16 protein-coding genes are annotated in these 25,487 nt (G+C 59.4%); 14 read left to right on the top strand and 2 right to left on the bottom strand.

What is annotated here, in order from left to right; all coding sequences use genetic code 11:
* The first annotated feature begins 1 nt into the window (after position 1).
* Together DQN55_RS19240 and DQN55_RS19235 are read left to right on the top strand one after the other, a co-directional pair.
* Positions 2–577, top strand: coding sequence for a TerD family protein (locus tag DQN55_RS19240; RefSeq protein ID WP_048383507.1), 576 nt, complete (start codon positions 2–4; stop codon positions 575–577).
* A 38-nt stretch (positions 578–615) separates the two neighbouring features.
* A complete protein-coding gene (locus DQN55_RS19235; protein WP_048383510.1) occupies positions 616–1,194 on the top strand; it encodes a TerD family protein in 579 nt (192 codons plus the stop codon).
* Positions 1,195–1,292: 98 nt separating this feature from the next.
* On the opposite strand, the gene DQN55_RS19230 is transcribed toward DQN55_RS19235, so the two are convergent.
* Positions 1,293–4,262 carry an autotransporter outer membrane beta-barrel domain-containing protein gene (locus DQN55_RS19230; RefSeq protein ID WP_048383512.1) on the bottom strand — a complete coding sequence of 990 codons (2,970 nt, stop codon included), beginning with the start codon at positions 4,260–4,262 and terminating at the stop codon, positions 1,293–1,295.
* Positions 4,263–4,452: 190 nt separating this feature from the next.
* Between DQN55_RS19230 and DQN55_RS19225 the strand changes: the two genes are divergently transcribed.
* From DQN55_RS19225 to garD, 12 genes are all read left to right on the top strand, one after another.
* Entirely contained in the window at positions 4,453–9,159 is a 4,707-nt protein-coding gene (locus DQN55_RS19225) for an AAA domain-containing protein (protein WP_048383514.1), read from the top strand.
* A gap of 341 nt (positions 9,160–9,500) precedes the next feature.
* Positions 9,501–10,019, top strand: coding sequence for an Hcp family type VI secretion system effector (locus DQN55_RS19220; RefSeq protein ID WP_048383516.1), 519 nt, complete (start codon positions 9,501–9,503; stop codon positions 10,017–10,019).
* A 65-nt stretch (positions 10,020–10,084) separates the two neighbouring features.
* Entirely contained in the window at positions 10,085–10,981 is an 897-nt protein-coding gene (locus tag DQN55_RS19215) for a DUF4123 domain-containing protein (protein WP_048383518.1), read from the top strand.
* Positions 10,981–14,619: a toxin VasX gene (locus DQN55_RS19210; RefSeq protein WP_048383519.1), complete on the top strand. Its 3,639-nt coding sequence runs from the start codon at positions 10,981–10,983 to the stop codon at positions 14,617–14,619. The genes DQN55_RS19215 and DQN55_RS19210 overlap by 1 nt, the downstream gene beginning before the upstream one ends.
* On the top strand, positions 14,616–15,758 hold the full coding sequence (locus DQN55_RS19205) for a hypothetical protein (protein WP_231995619.1): 1,143 nt from the start codon (positions 14,616–14,618) through the stop codon (positions 15,756–15,758). The genes DQN55_RS19210 and DQN55_RS19205 overlap by 4 nt, the downstream gene beginning before the upstream one ends.
* Entirely contained in the window at positions 15,755–16,873 is a 1,119-nt protein-coding gene (locus DQN55_RS19200) for a hypothetical protein (protein WP_048383521.1), read from the top strand. The genes DQN55_RS19205 and DQN55_RS19200 overlap by 4 nt, the downstream gene beginning before the upstream one ends.
* Positions 16,870–17,976, top strand: a complete 1,107-nt coding sequence (locus tag DQN55_RS19195; protein ID WP_088500047.1) for a hypothetical protein — start codon at positions 16,870–16,872, stop codon at positions 17,974–17,976. The genes DQN55_RS19200 and DQN55_RS19195 overlap by 4 nt, the downstream gene beginning before the upstream one ends.
* A 90-nt stretch (positions 17,977–18,066) precedes the next feature.
* A complete protein-coding gene (locus DQN55_RS19190; protein ID WP_074703001.1) occupies positions 18,067–18,816 on the top strand; it encodes a FadR/GntR family transcriptional regulator in 750 nt (249 codons plus the stop codon).
* 261 nt (positions 18,817–19,077) lie between these two features.
* Complete coding sequence (kdgD, locus tag DQN55_RS19185) at positions 19,078–19,989, top strand: 5-dehydro-4-deoxyglucarate dehydratase (protein WP_048383523.1); 912 nt, start codon at positions 19,078–19,080, stop codon at positions 19,987–19,989.
* A 57-nt stretch (positions 19,990–20,046) separates the two neighbouring features.
* Positions 20,047–21,492, top strand: a complete 1,446-nt coding sequence (locus DQN55_RS19180; RefSeq protein WP_048383525.1) for an aldehyde dehydrogenase family protein — start codon at positions 20,047–20,049, stop codon at positions 21,490–21,492.
* 91 nt (positions 21,493–21,583) lie between these two features.
* Positions 21,584–22,948: an MFS transporter gene (locus tag DQN55_RS19175; protein WP_048383527.1), complete on the top strand. Its 1,365-nt coding sequence runs from the start codon at positions 21,584–21,586 to the stop codon at positions 22,946–22,948.
* A gap of 11 nt (positions 22,949–22,959) precedes the next feature.
* A complete protein-coding gene (gene garD / locus DQN55_RS19170; RefSeq protein WP_048383529.1) occupies positions 22,960–24,513 on the top strand; it encodes a galactarate dehydratase in 1,554 nt (517 codons plus the stop codon).
* A gap of 206 nt (positions 24,514–24,719) precedes the next feature.
* On the opposite strand, the gene cobA is transcribed toward garD, so the two are convergent.
* Entirely contained in the window at positions 24,720–25,481 is a 762-nt protein-coding gene (gene cobA / locus DQN55_RS19165; RefSeq protein ID WP_048383530.1) for a uroporphyrinogen-III C-methyltransferase, read from the bottom strand.
* Between the last annotated feature and the right edge of the window lie 6 nt (positions 25,482–25,487).

Genomic DNA, 25,487 nt, shown 5'->3' with positions numbered 1-25,487 from the left:
CATGGCACTTTCCCTTTCCAAAGGCGGCAACCTGTCTCTGTCCAAAGAAGCCCCCGGGATGACTAAAGTCCTGGTAGGCCTGGGCTGGGATGCTCGTTCCACCGATGGTCAAGATTTCGACCTGGATGCGAGCGCTTTCTTGCTCAAGGCTGACGGTAAAGTCCGGGCTGACTCCGACTTCATTTTTTACAACCAGCTGAAAAGCGTCGATGGTTCGGTTGAGCACACCGGTGACAACCGTACCGGCGAAGGCGACGGCGACGACGAGGCGATCAAGGTCGACCTGTCTAAAGTCCCTGCCGATATCGACCGAATCGCCTTCACGGTGACCATTCACGAAGCCGAAGCGCGCAAGCAGAACTTTGGTCAGGTACGCGGTGCATTCATCCGCATCGTGAACCAGGACAACAACAGCGAAGTCGCACGTTATGACCTGGCTGAAGATGCCAGCACCGAAACCGCGATGATTTTTGCTGAGCTGTATCGCAATGGCGCCGAGTGGAAGTTCCGCGCGGTCGGTCAAGGCTTCGCCGGTGGTCTGAAGCCATTGGCTGAAAGCTATGGCCTGAAATTCTGATCTGTCCCCATCAACTTTTTATATAAGGGTTCACGAACATGGCAGTAAGTCTGAGTAAAGGCGGTAACGTTTCCCTGACTAAAGAAGCTCCTGGCCTGACAGAAGTGATTGTCGGCCTGGGTTGGGATCCACGAGTTACCGACGGTCAGGATTTCGACCTGGACGCCTCGGTATTTATCGTGGGTGAGAGCGGCAAAGTGCTGAACGACGGCAGCTTTGTGTTCTACAACAACAAAACTTCTCCGGACGGCAACGTCGTGCACCAGGGCGACAACCGCTCGGGCGCAGGTGAGGGCGACGATGAACAGGTCAACGTAAACCTGGCTGGCCTGGCACAAGAAGCCAAGAAACTGGCTTTCGCTGTGACCATTCACGAAGCTGAAGGCCGCAAGCAGAGCTTCGGTCAAGTGTCGAACGCTTATATCCGCGTTCTGAACAAGGCTGACAACAAAGAGCTGGCACGCTTTGACCTGAGTGAAGATGCGTCGACTGAAACCGCAATGGTTTTCGGCGAGCTGTATCGCAATGGCGAAGAGTGGAAGTTCAAGGCAATCGGCCAAGGTTTTGCAGGCGGTCTGGCACCGTTGGCATCGAACTTTGGCGTTAACCTGGGCTAAACCCCGGCGTTAATCAAAAGGCCCTCTCCGGTTTCGGAAAGGGCCTTTTTTAATGCCGGTCTTGTAGCGGCAGTCGTGGGTAGCCCATCAGGTTTGTCTCAGAAACTCAGCTGCCATTGCCCCATCAGACCGTGGTTGCGGCTGTTGCTGCCGATATCACCGGTATAGCCGACGGCCAGTGTCTGGTGCGCTGACAGGCCGAGATCAATCCCGGCTTCCAGCACCAGACTGTTGCGATCCAGCGAGCTGCCTTCAACATTGAACGCTGTTCCGCCGAGTACAAAGGCCTGGCGGGTAGAACTGCCGGTATCGCCATAGGTGTGCTTCCAGCCCGCGCTCAGGCGCGGGGTCAGGCTCATGCCGTTCTGCAGGTGGCCCATGTGTGCTAAACGCACGCCCAGTGTGCTGTTGGCGTTTTCCTGGGTTTGCGCCTCCACTCGCAGTGCTGCGGCACCGCCTTTTTCGGTATAGCGTTCACGGTGGTAGCGCTGATAACCCAGATTGACGAAAGGCTCAGCACTCAGACGCCCGCTGCCCAGCACGTAGCCCAGCTCGGCAAAGGCTTGCTGGCTGTTGGCGTGGTAATCGCCTTTGGGCTGATCTGAAAGTCCGTCAAACGCGACGGTGCGTTTGCTGTCACCGTTATGGCCGCTATAGGCAGCCCCCAAACGCAAGGCCAGGGCCCCGCTTTGGCGAATCGCATAAGCGCCAGCATGCCAACTGTTAACGGTACCGTCCATGCTGCTGGTGTCAACGTCGGTTTTCGAATAACCCCCCAGCAGACCCATGCGCCAGTCCGGGGTCAGCGCCCAATCCGCACCCAGCAAACCACCTTGGGTGCGCTGCGTCATATCGTTGCTGCCGTGCTCGCCGTCCAGTCGACCGTAACTGCCGATCCCTTGAAGCCAGAGTCGACCTTGTGCCTGTGGATCATTGAGGTGGCGTACTCCGGACGGAACCCCGGTAGCTACCAGCGACGGGGTGTCGTGACGGCTGGTTGCCACCTGTAGCCCGTGGCCCGCGCCCAGTGAGTACATGGCTGCCAGCAGGCTGTTGCCGACTTGTCGGGTCGCGCCCAGGGTGGCGCTGCTCAGGCTGGCATTGCTGCTGCCTGCCAGTTGTTCAATGGCTGACGCAGCGGCTTGTGCATGAGTATTGAGCAGGGCGTTATACAACGTGTTGCCGGGTTTGAGCTGGCTGAGGCTGAGGGCTGCACTGCGACCGTTGGCGCTGCTGGCGTAATCGGCAAACGCCACGTCATTGCGCGCATAGCTCAGCTCAACGCTGCCCGGGGTGTAGCTGAGGGTGGGGATGAGAAAGGCGTAATCACTGGTGACCTCACCAAAGGTGCCGTTGACCGATCCTGCGTTCAGCACCGTGTACTGGCTTAGCCAGGGATAAGTGCCATGGCCGGCATTGATTGCCAGGGTGGCACCGTTCAGGTTGACGCTGCCTCCGACTTGCAGGGGCGCACTGCTGCCATCGGCATTGACGCCATAGGCCAGGGTGGCGCCCCGGTCGAGTATCAGGTCATGGACGACGCTTACGCTGCCCCGTTGCGCATCGGTTTGCAGCGTGCCGTTGACCAACAGGTTGCCGACACTGCCCCCGCCCGCATAAACACCGCCCTCATCGACGGTCAGGGTGCCGTTGATGGCGCCCTGATTGATCAGGCGTGCGCCGCTGAAAATCTTGCCGCCAGCGCTGAAGTCATCCTGGCTGGTAAGTGTCCAACTGCCGGCCTTCACGTCCAGCCATTCGAAGTTTCGACTGTTACCGAAGCTGCCGCCCGCCGGATCCTCGAACACCACGCGGTCATCACCCCTGCCGCCGTCGACCACACCGTTGAAGTGGCTGGCTCCGCCCAGTGTCAGCGCGTCATTGCCTGCACCCAGATCCAGTGCCTGACCATTGCTGCCACTGATCAGGCCGTGGTTGATCACCCGATCATCGAACTCGCCGACAAACTTCACCCCAAAACCGTTTTGCCCCTCAATGCTGCCCTGGTTAACCAGCGTCGTTGCGGCGACACCGGAACCATCGCTGCCATCATCCACCAGCAGCGCATTGTTGGCACCAATGACCCGTGCGCCTTGGGCGTTGAGGACATAACCACCGCCTAAGGCAATACCTTCGCTGCCGTTGGCGAAGCCGTTCTTGTCGACCCCTCCGGCGCCGGCGCCCTCAATCACCCCGTAGTTTTCAATATGGGCGACCAGGTCGATGTCCACACCGTCGCCATCACCGTTGGGCTTGAGCCCGGAGTAAGTACCGGTAATGGTGCCGTAGTTGATCACCGTGCCGTCGCCATCCGAGCCGAAGCCCGAACCGTTACGCCCGGTCACCTCGCCATGGTTGTACAACGTGGCGCCCAGGTCGGTGGTTATCCCGTGGCGTCCGCCGGATACTGTGCCGTGGTTGGTCACGACAACGCCGGCAGCCGAGTCTATGTCGATGCCGTCGAACTTGTCGTTGTCGGTCAGTGCATCGCCCGAAGAAATTTCGCCATCGTTGAGGATCGTTGCATGGGCGCCGGTTTTTATCCCGTCGCTGAACTCCCCGCGAATCACGCCTCCCGTACGATTGAGCACCGTGGTGGAAACGCCGTGACTGCGTAACGCGTCGAGGTCAATGCCCTGGCCGCTGCCGGTGGAGCGGATCGTGCCACTGTTATCGATCAGCAGGCTGGCGCGGCTGAAGTTGGTATCGATACGCAAGGCATCGTTGCTGCCCTGAATCGTCGCGCCGCTGCGATTGAGAATACTGTAGCGGTGTTCGCCGTCTTCACTGCCGCTGCTGTCGATGGCACGTCCGGCCGTGGAGGTCAGGCTGCCTGCGTTATCGATCACGACCCCCTTGCCGAGGGTGCTGCCCTTGAGGGTGACGGCCACTTTGGCAGTCGTCAGGCTGGCGTTCGAATGGAGGGTCAAGGAATCGCTGGCGCTCAGTTTCAGGGCGCCGGTCTCGGGGGAAGTCAGGACGGTGTCGTTGGCGAACGTCTGCGAGATAAAACCACTGGAGCTGATGAGCGCAATGGCGAGTGCAAGGCGCTGGGGTGAGGCGGGCATGGCGAACGACCTTTTTTTGTAATAACCGGACCGTCTTGTATAACGGGAGGTTTTTACAGAATGATGTAGCTGACTACCGCCCGAACCTCTGTATCGTGTCGACCATTGCAGGTTTTTTCGCTTTCACCCGGCGCAATCAGGTTTTCTCGATGAAGACCGCGCCCTCTTATCAAAGTGGTTCAGTTCAAACATGGATACAGTACGCGCACGTCTCGCCGGTCTGATTGAATTCGTCAAACAGACGGCGCTCATGCAAAAGCGCCCGGCGCTAACAGTGAGCCAGCACAAAGCATTTGGCATCACTGAAGAAAAACTGAGGGCCTTGCCGGGTGTCAGCCTGGATGTGCAAGACGCCGCCGACGATGAAATATGGTTACGGCTTGAGCGATTGCACGAAACTAAACCACCGGCGCCACTCAGCCTGCTGCTGGCACAGTGGATTGAACTCAAGGGGACTCCGCAGACCGAGCCGGCCCTCAAAGCGCGGGTGAATCGCCAGGTGCTGCTCAACAGCGGTGCACTGTCCGAGCCCGAGCGTTCACGCTTAACGGCCACCGGTATCCATGTAGGCGAAGAGGTTTTGCCTGATGAGTGGGTGAATCTGGACGACTGTCTGGATGCCGATGACATAAAGGCTCAGCTCAAGTCCTACACCCAAACCGCGTGGCAGGTGTGGGCGGTGGAAGAAAAGCAGCGCCGTAAAAGCATTGAGCTTTACGCCGAACTGTTTTTGCTGGTGCAGCAGATGCAAGGCAACCTGGGGGATGCCCAGCTGGAGCTGGTCTGGGGGATGGGCGTTTCGACATGGGAACACCCCGTGGTCGGAGTCATCCATTACCCGTTGATTAGCCAGTTGGTCGAGGTCGGCATTAACCCGGACAACATGGCCATTGAAGTGCGCCCGCGCTCGGTCGAACCCCGACTCGAAGTGGACGCCTATGTGGCGGCGGAAATCGCCGGTGTGGGGCCGCTGGATAAGCAGGCCAAGGCATTTTTCAAGCAGGAGCAGGCCGGTATCAGCCCGTTTGATGCCGCCAGCCATGAGCCTGTGATTCGCCTGGCATCCACCTTGCTGGATGCCCAGGGCGTGTACCTGCCACCCACGCTCACTGAAGAGGACCGTTCGGTGCCCAAGGCGGGGGAGCACCTGTGTGTCACAGACACCTGGACCCTGTTTGCACGTGCCCGCGACAGCAATATGTTTATCGAGGATCTGGGGCGGTTTGAAGGCGCAATGGACGCGCTGGAGGTAATGCCACCGGCTTTGCAGGCGATTTTGACCGAGCCTTCAGACGTGCTGGAAGACCTTGAGCTGCCGCCGTTTCGCGGATTGTCTTATGTCAGCGGCTCACAAGGGGGTGATAGCCCCGCCGCGAAGGCCCACGAGCTGTATTTCCCCAAACCGTATAACGACGAACAAGTGCAAATCATCCAGTTGCTGGAGGTGCACGACGGCGTTGTGGTCCAGGGCCCGCCCGGAACCGGCAAGACCCACACCATCGCCAACGTCATCAGCCATTACCTGGCCAACGGCAAGCGTGTACTGGTGACCTCCATGAAGGATCCGGCGCTGGCGGTGCTCCAGGAAAAACTCCCCGAAGACATTCGTCCGCTGGCGATCAGTTTGTTGAGCAGTGAAGCGGACGGTATGAAGCAGTTCGAGTTCGCGATTCAAAAGATATCGGCAGAGGTTCAGCGTATTGATCGAGCGCTGTACAAGCGTGAAATCAGTCAGATTGATGACGAAATCAATGCGCTTCACGGGCAGATTTCCGGTGTGGATCGGGAAATCACTCACTGGGCCGAGCGCAATCTGTCGGACCTCGAAATAGACGGCGAGCGCCTCAGCCCGACCCATGCCGCGCAGCAGGTCGCCACGCATCAGAACGAAGTCACCCGTTTTGCCGACCGTCTCAGTCTGGGAGATGAGCACCGTCCGCAGTTCACCGTGCAAGACATCATCGCCTTGCGTCAGGCCCGTTCAGAGCTCCGGGAATCATTGTCTTACCTGGGACACACCGTACCTCGGCTGGCTGATTTTCCAGAGGCGCAGACGCTGATCCAGGTTCATCAGGACCTGGCCCGGGAAAGCCAGTTGCAGCACAAGGAAAGTACGGGCGAAGTGCCTCGGCTGGTGGACTCCAGAGCTCAAACCCTGGAGCAGGCGCAGGTATTGGCTGAGCATCTGGAGCACTTGCAGGCGCTGCGTACACAGATCAAGACCACCGCCCAGGACTGGGTGCCCGCGATGCAGGCTTATCTGTCACGCAGCGGTGACAGCGATGTACTGGGGCTTTTCGACACTCTCAAGGGGGAAATAGAAACCCTCCTGGTGGGGCGAAAAGCCTTCGTGGCCCGGCCGGTGAGCTTGACGTTTGAGCTGTCAGCGCAGCCCGAAGTGCTGACGGCCATCGAGAACCTGGCCCAGGGTCGCCGCCCGTTCGGCCTGGCGGGACTGATCGGCAAAGGCGCACAAAAGCAGTTGCTGGACGAAATAGTCGTGCTCGGCAGCAAGCCGCAAAACGATGAAGACTGGGCGCATGTGCATGGGTTTGTGCGCTTCCAGCAGCTCAGCCGAACCTTGCTCCTGCGCTGGAATGCACTGGCAGCCGAGATGCCGCTGCCGACGCTGGAAACGGATGCCGAGCATCTGGTGGCCGCCGCTCGAGCGATTGAGCTATTCGATGACCTGGTGCGTGCGCATCACTGGGAAACCCGCGCCCAGGCTGAACTCAGGCAGTTACTCCCGGAGTGGGCTGAAGCCAGCCAGCTGAGTGGGGATGACACCGTACTGGCCACTGCGCAAAGTATCTTGCAGCACTATTTGATCCGTCATCGCCTGGCCGCTACCTGGGCCACCAAAGAGGCCTTCAACAAGGCGCTGGCGGGCTGTGGCGGGGCGGTGAGCGAGCGACTGCAAGGGTTTTTCGACCTGAGCCTGGGGCAGCGCGGCGTGGATACGTCCGACATTCAGGCGCAGTGGTCTGAGCTGATGGACGAGTTGCGACGGGTTTTGGCGCTGTCAGATGCGCTCGCTACCGTACAGCGGGTGACGGACCTCATCGCACAGAGCGGTGGGTTGATCTGGGCTGCACGCTTGCGCGAAGAGCCGAGTTTGCAGCCGGTGGATACCCTGCTGGCGGACAACTGCCTGGACGTCTGGCGCCTGAGCCGTTTGGCGCATTACCTCGAGAGCATCGATGGTCGGGAAGACCTCAAACGGTTGTTTAAAGTACGCGGCGAGCTGGAGTTGAGCCTGTCGCGGCTGTATCAGGATGCCGTGGTTAAACGGACCTGGCTGCGCTTGTCGGAGAACGCCACGCCAAGTGTCAGGGCGGCCCTTGAGTTGTACCGTACGGCGATCCGTAAAATCGGCAAGGGCACCGGCGTACGTGCCGGTCGTTATCGTCAGGATGCGCGGCTGGCGGCCGATGTGGCGATCTCGGCGATCCCGTGCTGGATCATGCCGCATTACCGGATTTGCGAGAGCCTGCCGGCACAGTACGGTGCGTTTGACCTGGTGATCATCGACGAAGCATCGCAGTCTGATTTGAGTGCATTGCCGGCGTTGCTACGGGCAAGGAAAGTGCTGGTAGTGGGGGATGACAAGCAGGTCTCGCCGGACGGTATCGGCATGGAAGAAGAGCGCGTGCAGACCATGATGACGCGCTTTCTGGGCAATCAGGTGGCGCTGTATCGGCCATTGATGTCACCTGAGCGCTCGCTCTATGACCTGTTCAAAGTGGTGTTTGCCAAGAGCGGAACCATGCTGCGTGAACACTTTCGTTGCGTGGCGCCCATCATTGAATACTCTAAGCGCGAGTTTTATAACCACGAACTCAAGCCACTGCGCCTGCCGATGATGACCGAGCGACTGGACCCGCCGCTGATCGACCTGTTGGTGATGGACGGGGTGAAAAAAGGCAAGTTCAACCTCGGCGAAGCCAATGTGATCGTCGAGGAAATCCGCCGCTTGATTGCCATGCCGCAGATTGCGGGCCGCAGCATCGGCGTGGTCTCGTTGCTGGGAGCCGAGCAAGCGCAAAAAATCATGCAGATGCTGACCCAGGCATTGGGAGAAGAGGTGATCACCCAGTTCCAGATCAGCTGTGGTGACGCGCGTACGTTCCAGGGCAAGGAACGCGACATCATGTTCCTGTCGATGGTCGCGTCCCCGGGTGACTGTTTTGCCAATACCCGTGACTCGATTGCCCAGCGCTTCAACGTGGCGGCTTCACGGGCACGTGACCGCATGTACCTGGTGCGCAGCGTCGAGATCAGCGACCTGAGCCCTGTCGACAGTTTGCGACGGGGCCTGATCGAACACTTCGAAACGCCGTTTGCCCAGGATGCGGTGCAGGTCAGTGACTTGCGCGAGTTGTGTGAATCCGGCTTTGAGTGCGATATGTACGATGAGCTGACCCGACGTGGTTATCGGGTGATCCCGCAGGTCGGCGTGGGCGCCTATCGCATCGACATGGTGGTTGAAGGGCATAACGACAGCCGTCTGGCCATCGAGTGCGATGGCGATCGCTTTCACGGTCCGGATCGCTGGGACAGTGACATGCGCCGGCAACGCATTCTGGAGCGGGCGGGCTGGCGCTTCTGGCGCTGCTTTGCTTCGGCGTTCACCCTCAGTCGCCAAGCGATTGTCGATGACCTGCTGGCAACCTTGAAGGCGATGGACATCGAACCTGCCAGCGGTGAAGGTGCGGCGCCGAGCATTCATGTTGAGCGGCGCCAGGTGTTTGGGTTTCAGCGCGATGATGAAGGGAGCGAAGAGGGCAGCCCGCATCGTCATGACGATCGTCCTGCCAAGGATCCGTTCTTGATCTGGATCCCCGATGTGGCCCATGTCGAGAGTGAAGTCGACTCACTTTTGCCACAGATGGTTTAAGTCATTAACGGGCAGGTTCAAGGATTGAATCTGCCCGTTGTCGCAATAGCGAACTGCGCAATTATTTGCGCAGTTCAAACCTGATCACGTTGTGGATAACACCTCGCAGGGCTTGTTGCTCAAGGCCTGTAGAGGAGTGCGCAAGAAGTTGCACACACTGCGCAACTTCTTGCGCAACTTTTAGTGATTTTAAGGATGTTTTTTATCCTGAACTAAACAAGGTTACGCTGCAGCCAGTGGTTTATGAGGGTTGAGTATAAGTTGGCATAAGTCTTGAACTCCTGTTGTGGTCTCGCGGACTTTTTCTGCGGGGAACTACAACTTTTTGCAAGGAGAGTTTCATGGCTACACCAGCGTATATGTCGGTCAATGGCGAGAGACAAGGTCTGATCACGAGTGGTGCTTTTACCGCCGACTCAGTGGGCAATATCTATCAGGAAGGGCATGAAGACGAAGTGATGGTGCAGGCCTTCAGCCATGAAGTCATCATTCCCCGTGATCCCCAGTCGGGCCAGCCCACCGGGCAGCGCGTTCACAAGCCGGTATGCATTACCAAAGTCTTTGACAAGGCCTCGCCGCTGTTACTGGCAGCCCTGACTTCCGGTGAACGGATTACTTCGGTAGAAATCAAGTGGTATCGGACTTCGGCTTCCGGTACCCAAGAGCATTACTACACCACCCTGCTTGAAGACGCGATCATCGTGGATATCAAGGATTACATGCATAACTGCCAGGACCCGGCCAACTCGCACTTCACTCACCTCGAAGACGTGCACTTCACGTATCGCAAAATTACATGGACTCACGAAATCAGTGGTACTTCCGGTTATGACGACTGGCGGACTCCGGTCGCCAGTTAAACCCAGGTTTCCCTAACACGTCATCGGCTCTTATACGGGTCGATGTCGTACACAGGTGACTCAGTATGTTTAAACCTGAAGTTTCGTTGTCCGATGGCTTGCCCGCCGATCTGGACTGGCAAGGTTGTACCGGGTTGTTACTGGATGCGGTACGCCTGATCAAACTATCCCGTCACTTGGAACAGTGGACCAATCCCTGGGTCTTTGAGCCTCTTTACACCGCTGCGCACATGGCGGGCCTCGAGAGCCTGTCGCCTCGCGTGGTGAAAGTTGAAGGCCCACAGCAGGCGGTGTTGCAACAGTTCCTGGCCGAGGCTGACGAAGAGTGGGGCTACCTGCTGTTCTGCGATGGCTCCTGGGAAGCCCTGATGGAACATCTGCGCTGGCTAACCGTGGTGCGCATGCCGTACGGGCAGGATGTTTTGCTGCGCATAGCTGACCCGGCTGTCGTACATGGGTTGCTGGACAGGGCGGTCGAGGCGGGTGATCCCACCTTGTTCGGTCCGTGTCATCAGATCCTGCTCGCCGATGGCGCCCTGGGTGGCTGGCATCTGCATACGCGTCCAGGCCCTGCATCGAAAGTGCGGCATGGCACGCGCTACGCATTATCCGCGCAAGACCTGGAAGTGCTCGAAACCGTGAGTTTGCGCAACGTAATGATGGTGCTCAAGGCCCACATGCAACATTACTTTCCTGCCTACCTGGAGCATGTCCCGCTGACCGGGCGTTGGGATCGGTTGAATGAGCTGGTAACGGCATCGTATGCGCGGGGATTCAGCAGCGAACTCGATATCACCCTTTACGCCAACATTCACGGTTATCTCGGAGAGGACGCGCTCAATGCCCATCCTGACCTTGAGCATCTTCTGAGCCGTGGCTCGGCGTTGACCCCGTCCCAGCGCGTTGAAAAAGCCGCTGAAATCGCCAGATGCAGAGCGCTAGGCCTGCAGGAGCCCTTCTGATGTCGACTGCGTTCTTTCCTAAAAACCCCAACAACGTCATCAAGTCGCGCAGTGATGCACGAAGTTTCATGGGCGTCTGCCCGCTGATGAAGTCCACGGTGCAGCTGGTGCCGTTGCGTTACGGGCTGGTGGACAATCCGATGCTGGATCCGTCTGCTGAGGTGACGATGCCGTTTGCCCTCAGTGCGCGTCCGCTGGGGATTCGCTTGTTGCGCGATGGCTGGTTGTACGTGATCGAGGGCAGCAGCGGCTTGTTGTCCGAGTACCGCGTGGAGGACGGTCTGGTCAGCGCCATGCTGTGGCAGGGCCAGGCGGTGATGGAGGATGAGCGCGAAGCCCCGATCCATCTGCCGAGCCTGATCTTTGCCAAGTCCAGTACCGTGCATGTGGCCTATGCCGAGGTTCAATGGACGGCGAAAAAATGCCATCAGGTGCTGGATGATCCCGGCGAGCGTGATCACTTCATGCAGGCGGTGGATTTGAGCGCCGTCGATTGTGAAACCGGTGCGCCGCATTTGCTGACGTATGACATGGCCGAGCATTGGCTGGCTGAAGCGGCGACCGAGCGGGTCGAGGCCGGGCTGCACGCGTCCTCCCTGGACGAGCAGGCAGAAAGCACCCGCCGGCGAATGGATGACGCGCTGCCCGAGCATGAGCGCCAGCCCTATGTGTGGGAACGCCCCCAGCGTTTTGAACAGGTGTCGATGAACCGGCTGACCGCTTGCATCGACCCGCACCACCGTGACGACACGCTGTACCTGGTGCTGGATGACACCCTCGGGGTGCTGCGTGACCTGGCCAACTATCAGGATCAGGTGATCGGCTGGATCGATGACTGGGCCAGCGGCGGTGCGCAGAAGGGCGATAACGAGCGCGATTATCTACTGGCCTGCTACATCGAATCCCTCAGCCAAATGAACGAGTCTGATCTTTCGGCTCTGGCCAATACCAGCGATGACCTGGCGATCAATGCCCTGTTTGCCGACCTGGAGCGCCTGCCCGACTCCGAGCGTCGGGTGACCCAGGCCGCGCTGCGTGACTACCTGAACAAGGGCGGCCTGATGCTGCCACCGGCTGGCAGTGCGGTGCCTGAAGCACTGGCGGATGCCCGCGCAGCGGCGCAGGAGCAGGCTGCACGGAGTACTCCTTCGTTTAACGGGGGCCTGGCTATGGAAGCGCTGGGGGCGATGGAAGATGTCGACCGACGGTATTTTACCCACGAGCACTTTCGGAGCGCGCCGGCTGCGTTCGTCGACAGCCATTTCGAAGCGCTGGTGGCGCTGGGCAAGCAGCAGCATCGGCAGATCGACGACATCCTGCACGGCAGCAAACTGGGCCAGCGCGGGGTCAATGACCTGATTGACCGTGCTGCCATGGACCACGAACTGACGGCCCACCGTGTCGGGCTGGCGCGCTGGAACCTGCTGCTCGATCGCATCACTGCCGATCGCGTGGCGCTGGTGACGGGCGGCGCCTTTCACAAGGCCGCGTGGTATTTCGACCCGCTCTACATCGCCCATGCCCGGCATGCCTTTACCCTCGAATATGCCTGCCTCAAGGACATTTGCCGCAGCGACGAAGCCTGCGACCAGCTGTTTGACTACATCGAGCGCGAACCGCAGTTCAGCCGCCCGCTCTATTACACCTTGCCCTTTAGTGAGCAAACCGCATTGTGGGTGCAGTACGCGTTTTTGAGCGCCGCCGGCCTGACCCTGTTCAACAACGGGCCTGAGCTGCTGGCCCGTATGATGCGCATTGAGCAGGGACGTTTACCGGTACTGGATGACTTGCCCGAGAGCACGCGGATCGTGGCCAATGCCGCGCAGCACACCATGACCCCGGCCCTCAATCGGGGGCTGGAGCTGTTGCTCGCCAGCTTTGAGGGCTTGTTCGACGGTAAAGCCATTCCCGATGTCGACGACCTGTTGCGCCGGCTGCCCACTGGCCTCAAAGCCCGATTGTTGGTGGCGGCTAAAACCGAAGGCGTCACGTTCAAGTTCGCCTCGACGCAGGAGCTGGTCAAGTTGCGTTCCACTTTGCAGGAGCTGGCGGAGCAACTGCCTAGAAAGGCCTGGCTCAAGAAAGAGCGCGGCCAGTCCAATCGTCTCAATGGGCACAAGTCCCCAAAATCCCAAGCGCTCATGGCAGAAATCCACGAGCTTAACCGGCAGATCGAGGTCAACCAGCGACGGCTGGCCGCCAGCATGAGCCCGATCCCGGAACTGCCGGATTACCACGAACGGCTGTATGGGGCCACGCCGGGACGCGCGGGGCTGACGGCCATCTTCCCGCCCGAGGGCCGGCAACAAGTCGCCGGCCTTATGGAAAACTTCCGCAAAGGCATCACCAGCGCGCCACCGCTGAACGTACTGGGGGATGGAGCGGCGCTGCTGCTGTTTGTGGCACAGGCGGTGAATTTGGTGCAGTTGTACAACGAAACGACGGCTCTCCCTTTGCACAAGCAAGAGTGGCAACCAGTGATGAATGCCGCTCTAGCAACTGGGGCCGTGGGTTTTGCGGCGGCTCAAGGGATTTTCGACACCGCGTTAAGTGCCCAGGCGAAAGTCTTGCAACTGGCAATGAACAGCAACAGTTTGGGCCGGCTGCAAGTGTGGATGGGGAAACTGCACGTTGGTTTGGGAGTTGGTACCTACTTTTTGGGATTTGCCTCTGCTGTTATCAGTCTTGATGCTTATCGCTCCAATTGGGTGCAAGCGGTGCGCAGCGGCAATCGAGCGGCCCAGCACAGTGCCATCGTGACAATGGTCGCAGCGGGAGGCCTGATGCTGATCAACGCTTACGGTCTGGGTCATACAGGTTATGCCGGGTATCTCGTATTGAAGGCTGCCAAAGGAGAAGCCCGGCGGGCTGCATGGCGAGCGGCCGGACTGCGGCTTAGTCGTGTGTTTTTTCGTTTCAGCCCGGCTGGCGGCCTGTTTACGATTCTTGAGCTGGCCGGCACCTGGCTGTACAACCGCTACAACCTCAGCGCCCGGGATAAATGGCTGCAATGCACCCCGTGGGGCCGGGAGGCCGACAAGCGCAAGGCGGTGAGCTTCGAGTTGTTTCAGCTCTACCTGCAGGCTCTGTTGCAGGCGCCCTTTGTCCAGATCAAGGGCGCAGAAGAGGAACCGTTCTGGCGCAACCTGCTGCTCACCAGCCAGTCGGGTGAGGTTTTTCTGGTCTTCCCGGGGCTCAGTCGCGCGGATTTTCAAGTCACGCTGCAGGGTACAGCCTGGCGTGGCTTGCTGATTGGTGCGCAACGCACCACCACCCTTCGCGAGGGCAGCCGCGGCTTGCCTCTGGTACGGCGTGAAGACATCAGTGCCGAGGTGGAGGCCGGTTTGAGTCGGGTGGTGAGCCAGCAAGAGCGCGAAGGCCAGGGCAGCCCGCTGGCATTGACGTTGCGATTACCGCGTAACCCTGAGCGAACCTCGGGGTTAATGTCCGAGGAGATCGTGCTTGAGTTGGTACTGCAGACCCTGGATGAGGACGGCGAGGTGCTGGTGCAAACCTATTGCATTCGCTTCAACCCCCGGGAAACCGGGCGCTTTCCCGCTACCGAGCCGAGCCAGCCCAGCCCCGGCCTGCCGTTGCTGGCGGTGCATATCCTGGAACTGGAGGAGGTCGTGCAATGAGCGGCTCCTCAGTGAACGACTCTTCAATGAGCAGTGGGATCAAGCCAGCCCCGACACCTGCCAAACGTGCCGGTGATATCGAGTATTTCCCTGCCGGGCAGAAAACCTACCTGGCGCCCATGCCGCTGCCCACCGGGGCGCAGCCCTATTGCCCGTATATCAGCGACCACAACGATATCTACCTGGACTTTGGGGGAGGGATGCCGAATGTGTTTTCTTATCAGGTTAATTTGGGGGGGCCGTTTGCGTACGCCTGTCTGGTTGCTTTTGGGCTTCCTCTGATAGGGGGAGGTATAGGCGTGGCTTTAGGATTAAGTGGCGAGGTTATTCTGAACTCGATCAAAGGGATGTTTTTTGCTGCCTGGAGACCAGCTATCTATGGCTGGCTAGCGGCATCAACCATATTCTTTGCCATCTGGCTTTACCATCACCTGCTGTTTATCCGGGTCATTCCCACGCGCTTCAACCGTCAGCGACGGGAGGTGTGTTTTATGCTCGAGGAGGAGGCGGAGCCGTTGTTTGTGCCGTGGGAGTCGTTGTCAGCCTGGGTGGTGCAGGAGCAGGCAGCGAGCCAGTACGGGGTGGTACGTGAGTATGAAATGGGCATGGGCTTCGAGCACGAAGGGGAGTGGGTGCGGCTGGAGTTCCAGTGCGGGGGGCTGCAGTTGGCGATCGCCCATTGGGAGGCGGTTCGTGGGTACATGGAGTACGAACTCGATGAGCTCAAGGCTGTTCAGGACCCGCTGGAGTTGTCAGGGCCTGACGATCCACCCCACGAAGGCCTGCACACGTTCCGCAATGCCCGCGCCCGTCTGCACCAGCAGATACGGGACAAAGAAGCAGGTTGGGTGTACGGGTTTTTCTGGTACTTCTACCACGTGATGACCCTGTGGACACTGCCGAACCGGCTGGTGGAGTGGGAGATAAAGCGCATCGCCAAAGTCGGACGTCGAGAGTTGCCTGACGCCATGCGCGAATGGTCCGAACCCCTTCCGCCCGAACAATGGGCCACGCCTGGCCGCGACCTGGTGCGCCTGAGCGCCAAGGTCAACGCCCTGAGCAAACGCTTCCCGCGCAAACCCATCACTGAGGTGTTCGCCGAGGTGTGTCGGGGTGAGCCCAACGAGGGCCGGGCATGACGCAGCCTGACGTTGTAAAGCCCTCTCCGACACCTGCCAAACGTGCCGGTGATATCGAGTATTTCCCTGCCGGGCAGAAAACTTACCTGGCGCCCTTGCCGCTGCCCACCGGGGCGCAGCCCTATTGTCCGTATATCAGCGACTACAACGATATCTACCTGGACTTTGGGGGCGGGATACCGAATGTGTTTTCTTATCAGGTTAATTTGGGGGGGCCTCTTGCAGGCACCTGCCTTATGACTTTGGGATTTTCAATATTGTTCTGGTTTTGGGGGGTGTTTCAGGGAGAAAGTGCTGTAGAAAGCTGGTTGTTTGCGCGGGATTATTTCTGGGCTGCCTGGCCATACGGTTTTAAGGCATGGCTAGCGGCATCAACCATATTCTTTGCCATCTGGCTTTACCATCACCTGCTGTTTATCCGGGTCATTCCCACGCGCTTCAACCGTCAACGACGGGAGGTGTGTTTTATGCTCGAGGAGGAGGCGGAGCCGTTGTTTGTGCCGTGGGAGTCGTTGTCAGCCTGGGTGGTGCAGGAGCAGGCAGCGAGCCAGTACGGAGTGGTGCGCGAGTATGAAATGGGCATGGGCTTCGAGCACGAAGGGGAGTGGGTGCGGCTGGAGTTCCAGTGCGGGGGGCTGCAGTTGGCGATCGCCCATTGGGAGGCGATTCGCGGGTACATGGAATACGAACTCGATGAGCTCAAGGCTGTTCAGGACCCGCTGGAGTTGTCAGGGCCTGACGATCCACCCCACGAAGGCCTGCACACGTTCCGCAATGCCCGCGCCCGTCTGCACCAGCAGATACGGGACAAAGAAGCAGGTTGGGTGTACGGGTTTTTCTGGTACTTCTACCACGTGATGACCCTGTGGACATTGCCGAACCGGCTGGTGGAGTGGGAGATAAAGCGCATCGCCAAAGTCGGACGTCGAGAATTGCCTGACGCCATGCGCGAATGGTCCGAACCCCTTCCGCCCGAACAATGGGCCACGCCTGGCCGCGACCTGGTGCGCCTGAGCGCCAAGGTCAACGCCCTGAGCAAACGCTTCCCGCGCAAACCCATCACTGAGGTGTTCGCCGAGGTGTGTCGGGGTGAGCCCAACGAGAGCCGGGCATGACGCAGCCTGACGTTGTAAAGCCCTCTCCGACACCTGCCAAACGTGCCGGTGATATCGAGTATTTCCCTGCCGGGCAGAAAACCTACCTGGCGCCCTTGCCGCTGCCCACCGGGGCGCAGCCCTATTGCCCGTATATCAGCGACTACAACGATATCTACCTGGACTTTGGGGGCGGGATGCCGAATGTGTTTTCTTATCAGGCTAACCTTGGTATTCCGTTTATGTGCGCTTGCTTAATTGGCGTCGGTGCGCCGTTATTGCTTGGCTTAGGTTTCGCACTTATGGGGAGTGGCATAGAGAAGATATGGGAGGGAATGACCGGTGCATTTTTGGCAGGCCGGTGGATCGCTTTTAATACATGGCTAGCCGGTTCAACCATGTGCTTCGCCATCTGGCTCTACCATCACCTGCTGTTTATCCGGGTCATTCCCACGCGCTTCAACCGTCAGCGACGGGAGGTGTGTTTTATGCTCGAGGAGGAGGCGGAGCCGCTGTTTGTGCCGTGGGAGTCGTTGTCAGCCTGGGTGGTGCAGGAGCAGGCAGCGAGCCAGTACGGGGTGGTGCGCGAGTATGAAATGGGCATGGGCTTCGAGCACGAAGGGGAGTGGGTGCGGCTGGAGTTCCAGTGCGGGGGGCTGCAGTTGGCGATCGCCCATTGGGAGGCGATTCGCGGGTACATGGAATACGAACTCGATGAGCTCAAGGCTGTTCAGGACCCGCTGGAGTTGTCAGGGCCTGACGATCCACCCCACGAAGGCCTGCACACGTTCCGCAATGCCCGCGCCCGTCTGCACCAGCAGATACGGGACAAAGAAGTAGGCTGGGTGTACGGGTTTTTCTGGTACTTCTACCACGTGATGACCCTGTGGACACTGCCGAACCGGTTGGTGGAATGGGAGATAAAGCGCATCGCCAAAGTCGGACGTCGAGAGTTGCCTGACGCCATGCGCGAATGGTCCGAACCCCTTCCACCCGAGCAATGGGCCACGCCTGGCCGCGACCTGGTGCGTCTGAGCGCCAGGGTCAACGCCCTGAGCAAACGCTTCCCGCGCAAACCCATCACTGAGGTGTTCGCCGAGGTGTGCCGGGGTGAGCCTCGTTGACTGCGCTGCATGTGATCGTACAACCGCCTTAAGCTATGATACAGGCCTGTGCCACCCCGTAATCCCTTGAATCCGAGATAAATGTTCACCATGGAAAACCAGATCGACGTCCCGCGCCTTCCTCGCAAACGCCGCAGCCTTGCGCAAGAGTTGGTGACGGTACTGTCCGAGCAGATCCGCGATGGCTTGCTCAAGCGAGGCGATAAATTGCCCACCGAGTCTGCGATCATGGCGGCCCATGGCGTCAGCCGCACGGTGGTGCGTGAAGCGATTTCCCGGCTGCAGGCGGCAGGGCAGGTCGAGACCCGGCACGGCATCGGTACTTTCGTGCTGGACACGCCAAGCCCCAGTGGCTTTCGCATCGACCCGGCCACCGTGGTGACGTTGCGCGATGTGCTGGCGATTCTGGAGCTGCGCATCAGCCTTGAAGTCGAGTCGGCCGGGCTGGCCGCGCAACGGCGCAGCGCCGAACAACTGGCGGGCATGCGGGCGGCGCTGGATGCCTTGAACGACAGTACTGCCCGTGAGGGCGATGCGGTGGCCTCGGATTTTCAGTTTCACCTGCAGATCGCGCTGTCGACCGGTAACCGCTACTTCACGGACATCATGACCCACCTGGGCACCAGCATCATTCCGCGTACCCGGCTCAATTCGGCGCGCCTGGCCCACGATGACCAACAGCACTACATGACGCGCCTGAACCGCGAACATGAAGAAATCTACGAAGCCATTGCCCGTCAGGATGCCGACGCTGCACGCGCGGCCATGCGCCTGCACCTGACCAACAGCCGTGAGCGCCTGCGCCATGCCCATGAAGAGGCACAAGCGCAACGCGGTTGAATATCCCTCTGGCGAGACTTGATCTCGCCTGTTCTCCGACAACGTATCACTGTCATTAAAAATATTTTCTAGTCCGCGATACTTCCTGAAACCCCTGTAGCCAAGGCTTTATCTGACTTTTAGTGATCAGGTAAAGCCCGCTTTTGCCCGCGATTTGAAGAAATGGGATTGACGATACTTTTTTAAGTTGTACGATGACGTACGACACAGCCAACCGCTGCCGTTTTTTTCATCACTACAAGCTCCCAGGGTGTTCGAATAATGAATCCACAAGAACTGAAGTCCATCCTCTCTTCCGGCCTGCTTTCCTTTCCGGTGACCGATTTTAATGCCCAAGGTGATTTTCACCGTGAGGGTTACATCAAGCGCCTGGAATGGCTGGCTCCGTATGGCGCCTCGGCCTTGTTCGCAGCAGGCGGCACCGGCGAGTTCTTCTCCCTGGCAGCCAGCGAATATTCGCAAGTGATCAAAACCGCTGTCGATACCTGCGCCAACAGCGTGCCGATTCTTGCCGGTGTAGGCGGTTCGACCCGTCAGGCGATCGAATACGCTCAAGAAGCCGAGCGTCTGGGTGCCAAGGGTCTGTTGCTGCTGCCGCATTACCTGACTGAAGCCAGCCAGGACGGCGTAGCCGCTCACGTTGAAGCCGTGTGCAACTCGGTCAAGATCGGCGTGATTATCTACAACCGCAACGTCTGCCGTTTGACCGCGCCGCTGCTGGAACGTCTGGCTGAGCGCTGCCCGAACCTGATCGGTTACAAGGACGGCCTGGGGGATATCGAACTGATGGTTTCGATCCGCCGCCGCCTTGGCGATCGTTTGAGCTACCTCGGCGGCCTGCCGACCGCAGAAGTCTATGCGGCCGCTTACAAGGCGCTGGGTGTTCCGGTTTACTCTTCGGCGGTGTTTAACTTCATCCCGAAAACCGCGATGGATTTCTACCACGCCGTAGCCCGTGAAGATCACGCCACCGTAGGCAAGATCATCGACGACTTCTTCCTGCCGTATCTGGACATCCGTAACCGCAAGGCAGGTTATGCCGTGAGCATCGTCAAGGCGGGTGCCACCATTTCCGGTTACAGCGCAGGCCCTGTGCGCACCCCGCTGACCGACCTGTTGCCAGAAGAATACGAAGCACTGGCGGCCTTGATCGACAAGCAAGGTCCACAGTAAACAATTGCCCAAGGCCGCTGAGAAATCAGCGGCTTTTTGCGTTTAAGGAAGCCTACCGTGTCTGCTACCCAACGATTTGATAACTACATTGGCGGCCAATGGATCGCCGGTGCCGATTATTCGGCCAACATCAATCCGTCCGATCTGTCGGATGTGATCGGCGAATATGCCAAGGCCGACCTGGCTCAGGTTCACGCCGCAATCGATGCGGCCCGTGATGCGTTTCCGGCCTGGTCGACCTCGGGCATTCAGGCGCGACACGATGCGCTGGATAAAGTCGGCAGCGAGATCCTTGCCCGTCGTGACGAACTCGGCACGCTGCTGGCCCGGGAAGAGGGCAAGACCTTGCCTGAGGCCATCGGCGAGGTGACCCGTGCCGGCAACATCTTCAAGTTTTTTGCCGGTGAATGCTTGCGCCTGTCCGGTGACTACCTGCCGTCTGTACGTCCGGGCGTTCATGTTGAAGTCACCCGGGAAGCACTGGGTGTTGTCGGTTTGATCACACCGTGGAATTTCCCGATTGCCATCCCGGCGTGGAAGATCGCCCCGGCGCTGGCCTACGGTAACTGCGTGGTGCTCAAGCCGGCCGATCTGGTGCCGGGTTGCGCCTGGGCACTGGCTGAAATCATTTCCCGTGCTGGCTTCCCGGCCGGTGTTTTCAACCTGGTGATGGGCAGCGGCCGTGTGGTGGGCGATGCATTGGTGCAGAGCCCGAAAATCGACGGCATCAGCTTCACCGGCTCGGTGGGCGTGGGTCGCCAGATTGCCGTCAGTTGTGTTTCCCGCCAGGCCAAAGTCCAGCTGGAAATGGGCGGTAAAAACCCGCAGGTCATTCTCGATGATGCCGACCTCAAACAAGCGGTCGAGTTGTCGGTGCAGAGTGCGTTCTACTCCACGGGACAGCGTTGCACGGCCTCCAGCCGCTTTATCGTCACCGCCGGTATTCATGACCGGTTCGTCGCGGCCATGGCCGAGCGCATGCAGTCGATCAAGGTCGGTCACGCCTTGAGCGCCGGTACTGATATCGGGCCTGTGGTGTCCCGCGCTCAGCTTGAGCAGGATTTGAGCTACATCGACATCGGGCAATCCGAAGGCGCTCGCCTGGTCAGTGGCGGTGCCGTGGTGACGTGCGACACCGAGGGTTACTTCCTGGCGCCCACCCTGTTTGCCGACAGCGAAGCATCGATGCGCATCAGCCGGGAAGAAATTTTCGGCCCGGTGGCCAATATCGTACGCGTGGCAGATTACGATGCGGCACTGGCAATGGCCAATGACACCGAGTTCGGCCTGTCTGCGGGTATTGCCACCACATCGTTGAAATATGCCAACCACTTCAAGCGTCACTCCCAGGCCGGGATGGTCATGGTCAACCTGCCAACGGCGGGCGTGGATTACCACGTGCCATTTGGTGGGCGTAAAGGGTCCTCTTATGGATCCCGCGAGCAAGGTCGCTACGCGCAAGAGTTCTACACGGTCGTCAAAACGGCCTACGTCGGCTCATAACGCAACACCCTGCAGGCACGAGCACGCTTGTGCCTGCAGGGAGCACGACAGTTTCACCCGCGCATAAAAATAATCAGTGGGAGTTGTTCACATGCAAGCGACCAAGCCAACGCACGTCCGCTATTTGATTTTGCTCATGCTTTTTCTGGTGACCACGATCAACTATGCCGACCGTGCCACCATCGCGATCGCAGGCTCCAGCCTGCAAAAAGACCTCGGCATCGACGCCGTTACCCTCGGTTATATCTTCTCTGCCTTTGGCTGGGCCTACGTGGCCGGACAAATTCCCGGCGGCTGGCTGCTCGACCGTTTCGGTTCGAAAAAAGTCTACGCCCTGAGTATCTTCACCTGGTCACTGTTCACCGTGCTGCAGGGTTATGTCGGTGAGTTCGGTATGTCGACGGCGGTGGTTGCGCTGTTCATGCTGCGCTTTTTGGTCGGCCTGGCCGAAGCGCCATCCTTCCCTGGTAACGCGCGCATTGTGGCGGCGTGGTTTCCGACGGCGGAGCGCGGTACGGCGTCTGCGATCTTCAACTCGGCGCAATATTTCGCCACGGTACTGTTTGCCCCATTGATGGGCTGGATCGTCTACAGCTTTGGCTGGCAGCACGTGTTCATCGTCATGGGCATGATCGGCATTGTGTTCTCGCTGATCTGGCTGAAAGTTATCTACAGCCCGCGCCAGCATCCGATGATCAACGAGGCCGAGTTCAAGCACATTGCTGACAACGGCGGCATGGTCGACATGGACCAGGACAAAGGCCAGGGTAAAAAAAGCGACGGCCCGAAATGGGACTATATCCGTCAACTGCTCACCAACCGCATGATGCTGGGCGTGTACCTGGGGCAGTACTGCATCAACGGCATTACTTACTTCTTCCTGACCTGGTTCCCGGTGTACCTGGTGCAGGAGCGTGGCATGACCATCCTCAAGGCCGGTTTCATTGCCTCACTGCCCGCCATCTGCGGGTTTATCGGAGGGGTGCTGGGGGGCGTGATTTCCGACTATCTGTTGCGCAAGGGCCACTCGCTGACCTTCGCCCGCAAGGCACCGATCATCGCCGGCCTGCTGGTTTCCAGCAGTATCGTGGCCTGCAACTACGTGGACATCGAGTGGATGGTGGTCGGCTTTATGGCCCTGGCATTCTTCGGTAAAGGTGTGGGTGCGTTGGGCTGGGCGGTGGTGTCTGACACCTCCCCGAAACAAATCGCCGGTCTGAGTGGTGGCCTGTTCAACATGTTTGGCAACATCGCTTCGATCACCACCCCGATTGTCATCGGCTACATCATCAGCTCCACCGGTTCGTTCAAATGGGCGCTGGTGTTTGTGGGATGCAACGCGCTGGTGGCGGTGTTCAGTTATCTGGTGATCGTCGGTCCGATCAAACGCGTGGTGCTCAAAGAACCGCCCGCCAGCGGTCCGTCTGTTACCGAACTTTCACCTGCCCATACCTGAGGAGCGGCGCCATGACTTTGATTGAACATTCCGATTCGCCGCGCTCGATTCGTTTGCACCCGCTGGACAACGTTGCGGTAGTGGTCAATGACCAGGGCGTGCCGGCCGGGACCGAGTTGGCAGGCGGTCTGGTCACTGTGGATTTTGTACCGCAGAGCCATAAAGTCACGCTGGTCGACATTGCCGAAGGCGGCCAGGTGATTCGCTACGGGCAGACCATCGGTTATGCCTTGCAGGCGATTCCGCGTGGCAGTTGGGTCAACGAAGACCAACTGCGCATGCCGACCGCGCCGCCGCTGGACAGCCTGCCGTTGTCCACCGATGTGCCGGAGCCGCCGGAGCCGCTGGAGGGCTACACCTTCGAGGGGTATCGCAATGCCGACGGTACGGTCGGTACACGCAACATCCTGGGTATCACCACCACCGTGCAGTGTGTGACCGGGGTGCTGGACCATGCGGTCAAGCGCATCAAGGATGAACTGCTGCCTCACTACCCACATGTCGATGATGTGGTGGCGTTGACCCACAGTTATGGCTGCGGCGTGGCGATCACCGCCACCGACGCCTACATCCCGATTCGCACGGTGCGCAATCTGGCCCGTAACCCGAACTTGGGGGGGGAAGCCCTGGTCATCGGGCTGGGCTGTGAGAAATTGCAGGCCGGGCAGGTGATGCACGAGAACGACAGCTCAGTGGATTTGAGCGAGCCGTGGTTGTACCGCCTGCAGGATTCCAGCCAGGGTTTCACCGAGATGATCGAGCAGATCATGGCCTTGGCAGAAGTGCGTCTGAAGAAGCTTGATCAGCGCCGGCGAGAAACCGTACCGGCGTCGGAACTGATTCTGGGCATGCAGTGCGGTGGCAGCGATGCGTTTTCCGGGATAACCGCCAACCCGGCGCTGGGGTATGCCTCGGACCTGCTGTTGCGGGCGGGGGCTACAGTGATGTTTTCTGAAGTCACCGAAGTGCGCGATGCAATTTACCTGCTGACGTCCCGTGCCGAAACCGAGGCAGTCGCCAAAGAACTGGTACGGGAAATGGACTGGTACGATCGTTACCTGGCCAAGGGCGAAGCGGACCGCAGCGCCAATACTACGCCGGGCAACAAGAAAGGCGGCCTGTCGAACATTGTCGAAAAATCCTTGGGGTCGATCGTCAAATCCGGCAGCAGCGCGATCAATGGCGTACTGGGTCCAGGCGAACGCTTCACGCGCAAAGGGCTGATTTTTTGCGCGACACCGGCCAGCGACTTTGTCTGCGGCACGTTGCAATTGGCGGCCGGAATGAACCTGCACGTGTTCACCACGGGGCGGGGCACGCCTTACGGCCTGGCGATGGCCCCGGTGGTCAAGGTTTCGACCCGCACCGAGCTGGCTCAGCGCTGGCCGGACCTGATCGACATCGATGCCGGGCGAATCGCTACCGGGCGAGCCTCAATCGAAGACCTCGGCTGGGAGCTGTTCCACTACTACCTGGACGTCGCCAGCGGCAAAAAGCACACGTGGGCTGAGCAGCACAAATTGCACAACGACATTACCCTGTTCAACCCTGCGCCGATCACCTGACCCTTGTAGATACACGGTTGCCGGTCAAGTACCGCAGCCTTCGTACCTCCACTCCGCCTCGCGAAAGGGGCGGGTGGATCAAGAGCGAGGCCGCGTCCGGCGGCGTAGCCGTCGTAAAGCCTGGTGTACCTATCCCTGCGTACGGCCTGCCGAAAGGGGGGGGTGGAGAGCAAGACCGGACGCGGCCTCGCTTCGCTCGACCGCTGCTACAGGTTTTGGGGGATTCTGTAGCCGCTGCCTTGGCTTTCATGAGACGCAGCCGCAGCGGCCACCACGCGGCCGATCACCAGAATGGCCGGGCTTTTCAACTGGAAAACCTCGGCATCGCTGTCCATCGCGGCCAGATGGCTGCGGCATTCCCGCTGGTGGGGCAGTGAGGCATTTTCGATCATGGCAACCGGCATATCGCTCGGCATACCGCCCGCCATCAACTGCTCGCGAATCTCATTCAGTTTGGCCACCCCCATGTACACCACCAGCGTAGTGCCGCTCTGTGCCAGCGCTTGCCAGTTCACGTGGCTGTCATCCTGAGTGTGTGCCGTCACCAGTGTCACGCCTCGGGCAACGCCGCGCAGGGTCAGGGGGATATCGCATTGGGTCGCGCCTGCCAGCCCGGCGGTAATGCCGTTGACCAGCTCTACGGCAACACCGCGCTCGCGCAGCCACTGCGCCTCTTCACCGCCACGGCCGAAAATGCACGGATCGCCGCCCTTGAGCCGCACTACGCATTTGCCATGCCGGGCGTAACGCAGCATCAGGCGATGAATGAATGCCTGGGGCGTTGAGCGACATCCACCGCGCTTGCCGACCCGAATGATTCGCGCATCGGGGCAATGCTCCAGCACGGCGGCATTGACCAGGTCGTCAATCATCACCACGTGCGCTTCCTTCAGGGCCCGCACAGCCTTGAGGGTCAACAGTTCCGGATCACCAGGGCCTGCGCCCACCAGCCAGACTTTTGCACTCATTGTGTT

The organism is Pseudomonas taetrolens (genome assembly GCF_900475285.1).
Classification (GTDB): domain Bacteria; phylum Pseudomonadota; class Gammaproteobacteria; order Pseudomonadales; family Pseudomonadaceae; genus Aquipseudomonas; species Aquipseudomonas taetrolens.
The sequence above is the reverse complement of the archived record's forward strand: the minus strand, read 5'-3'. Positions and strand labels throughout refer to the sequence as shown.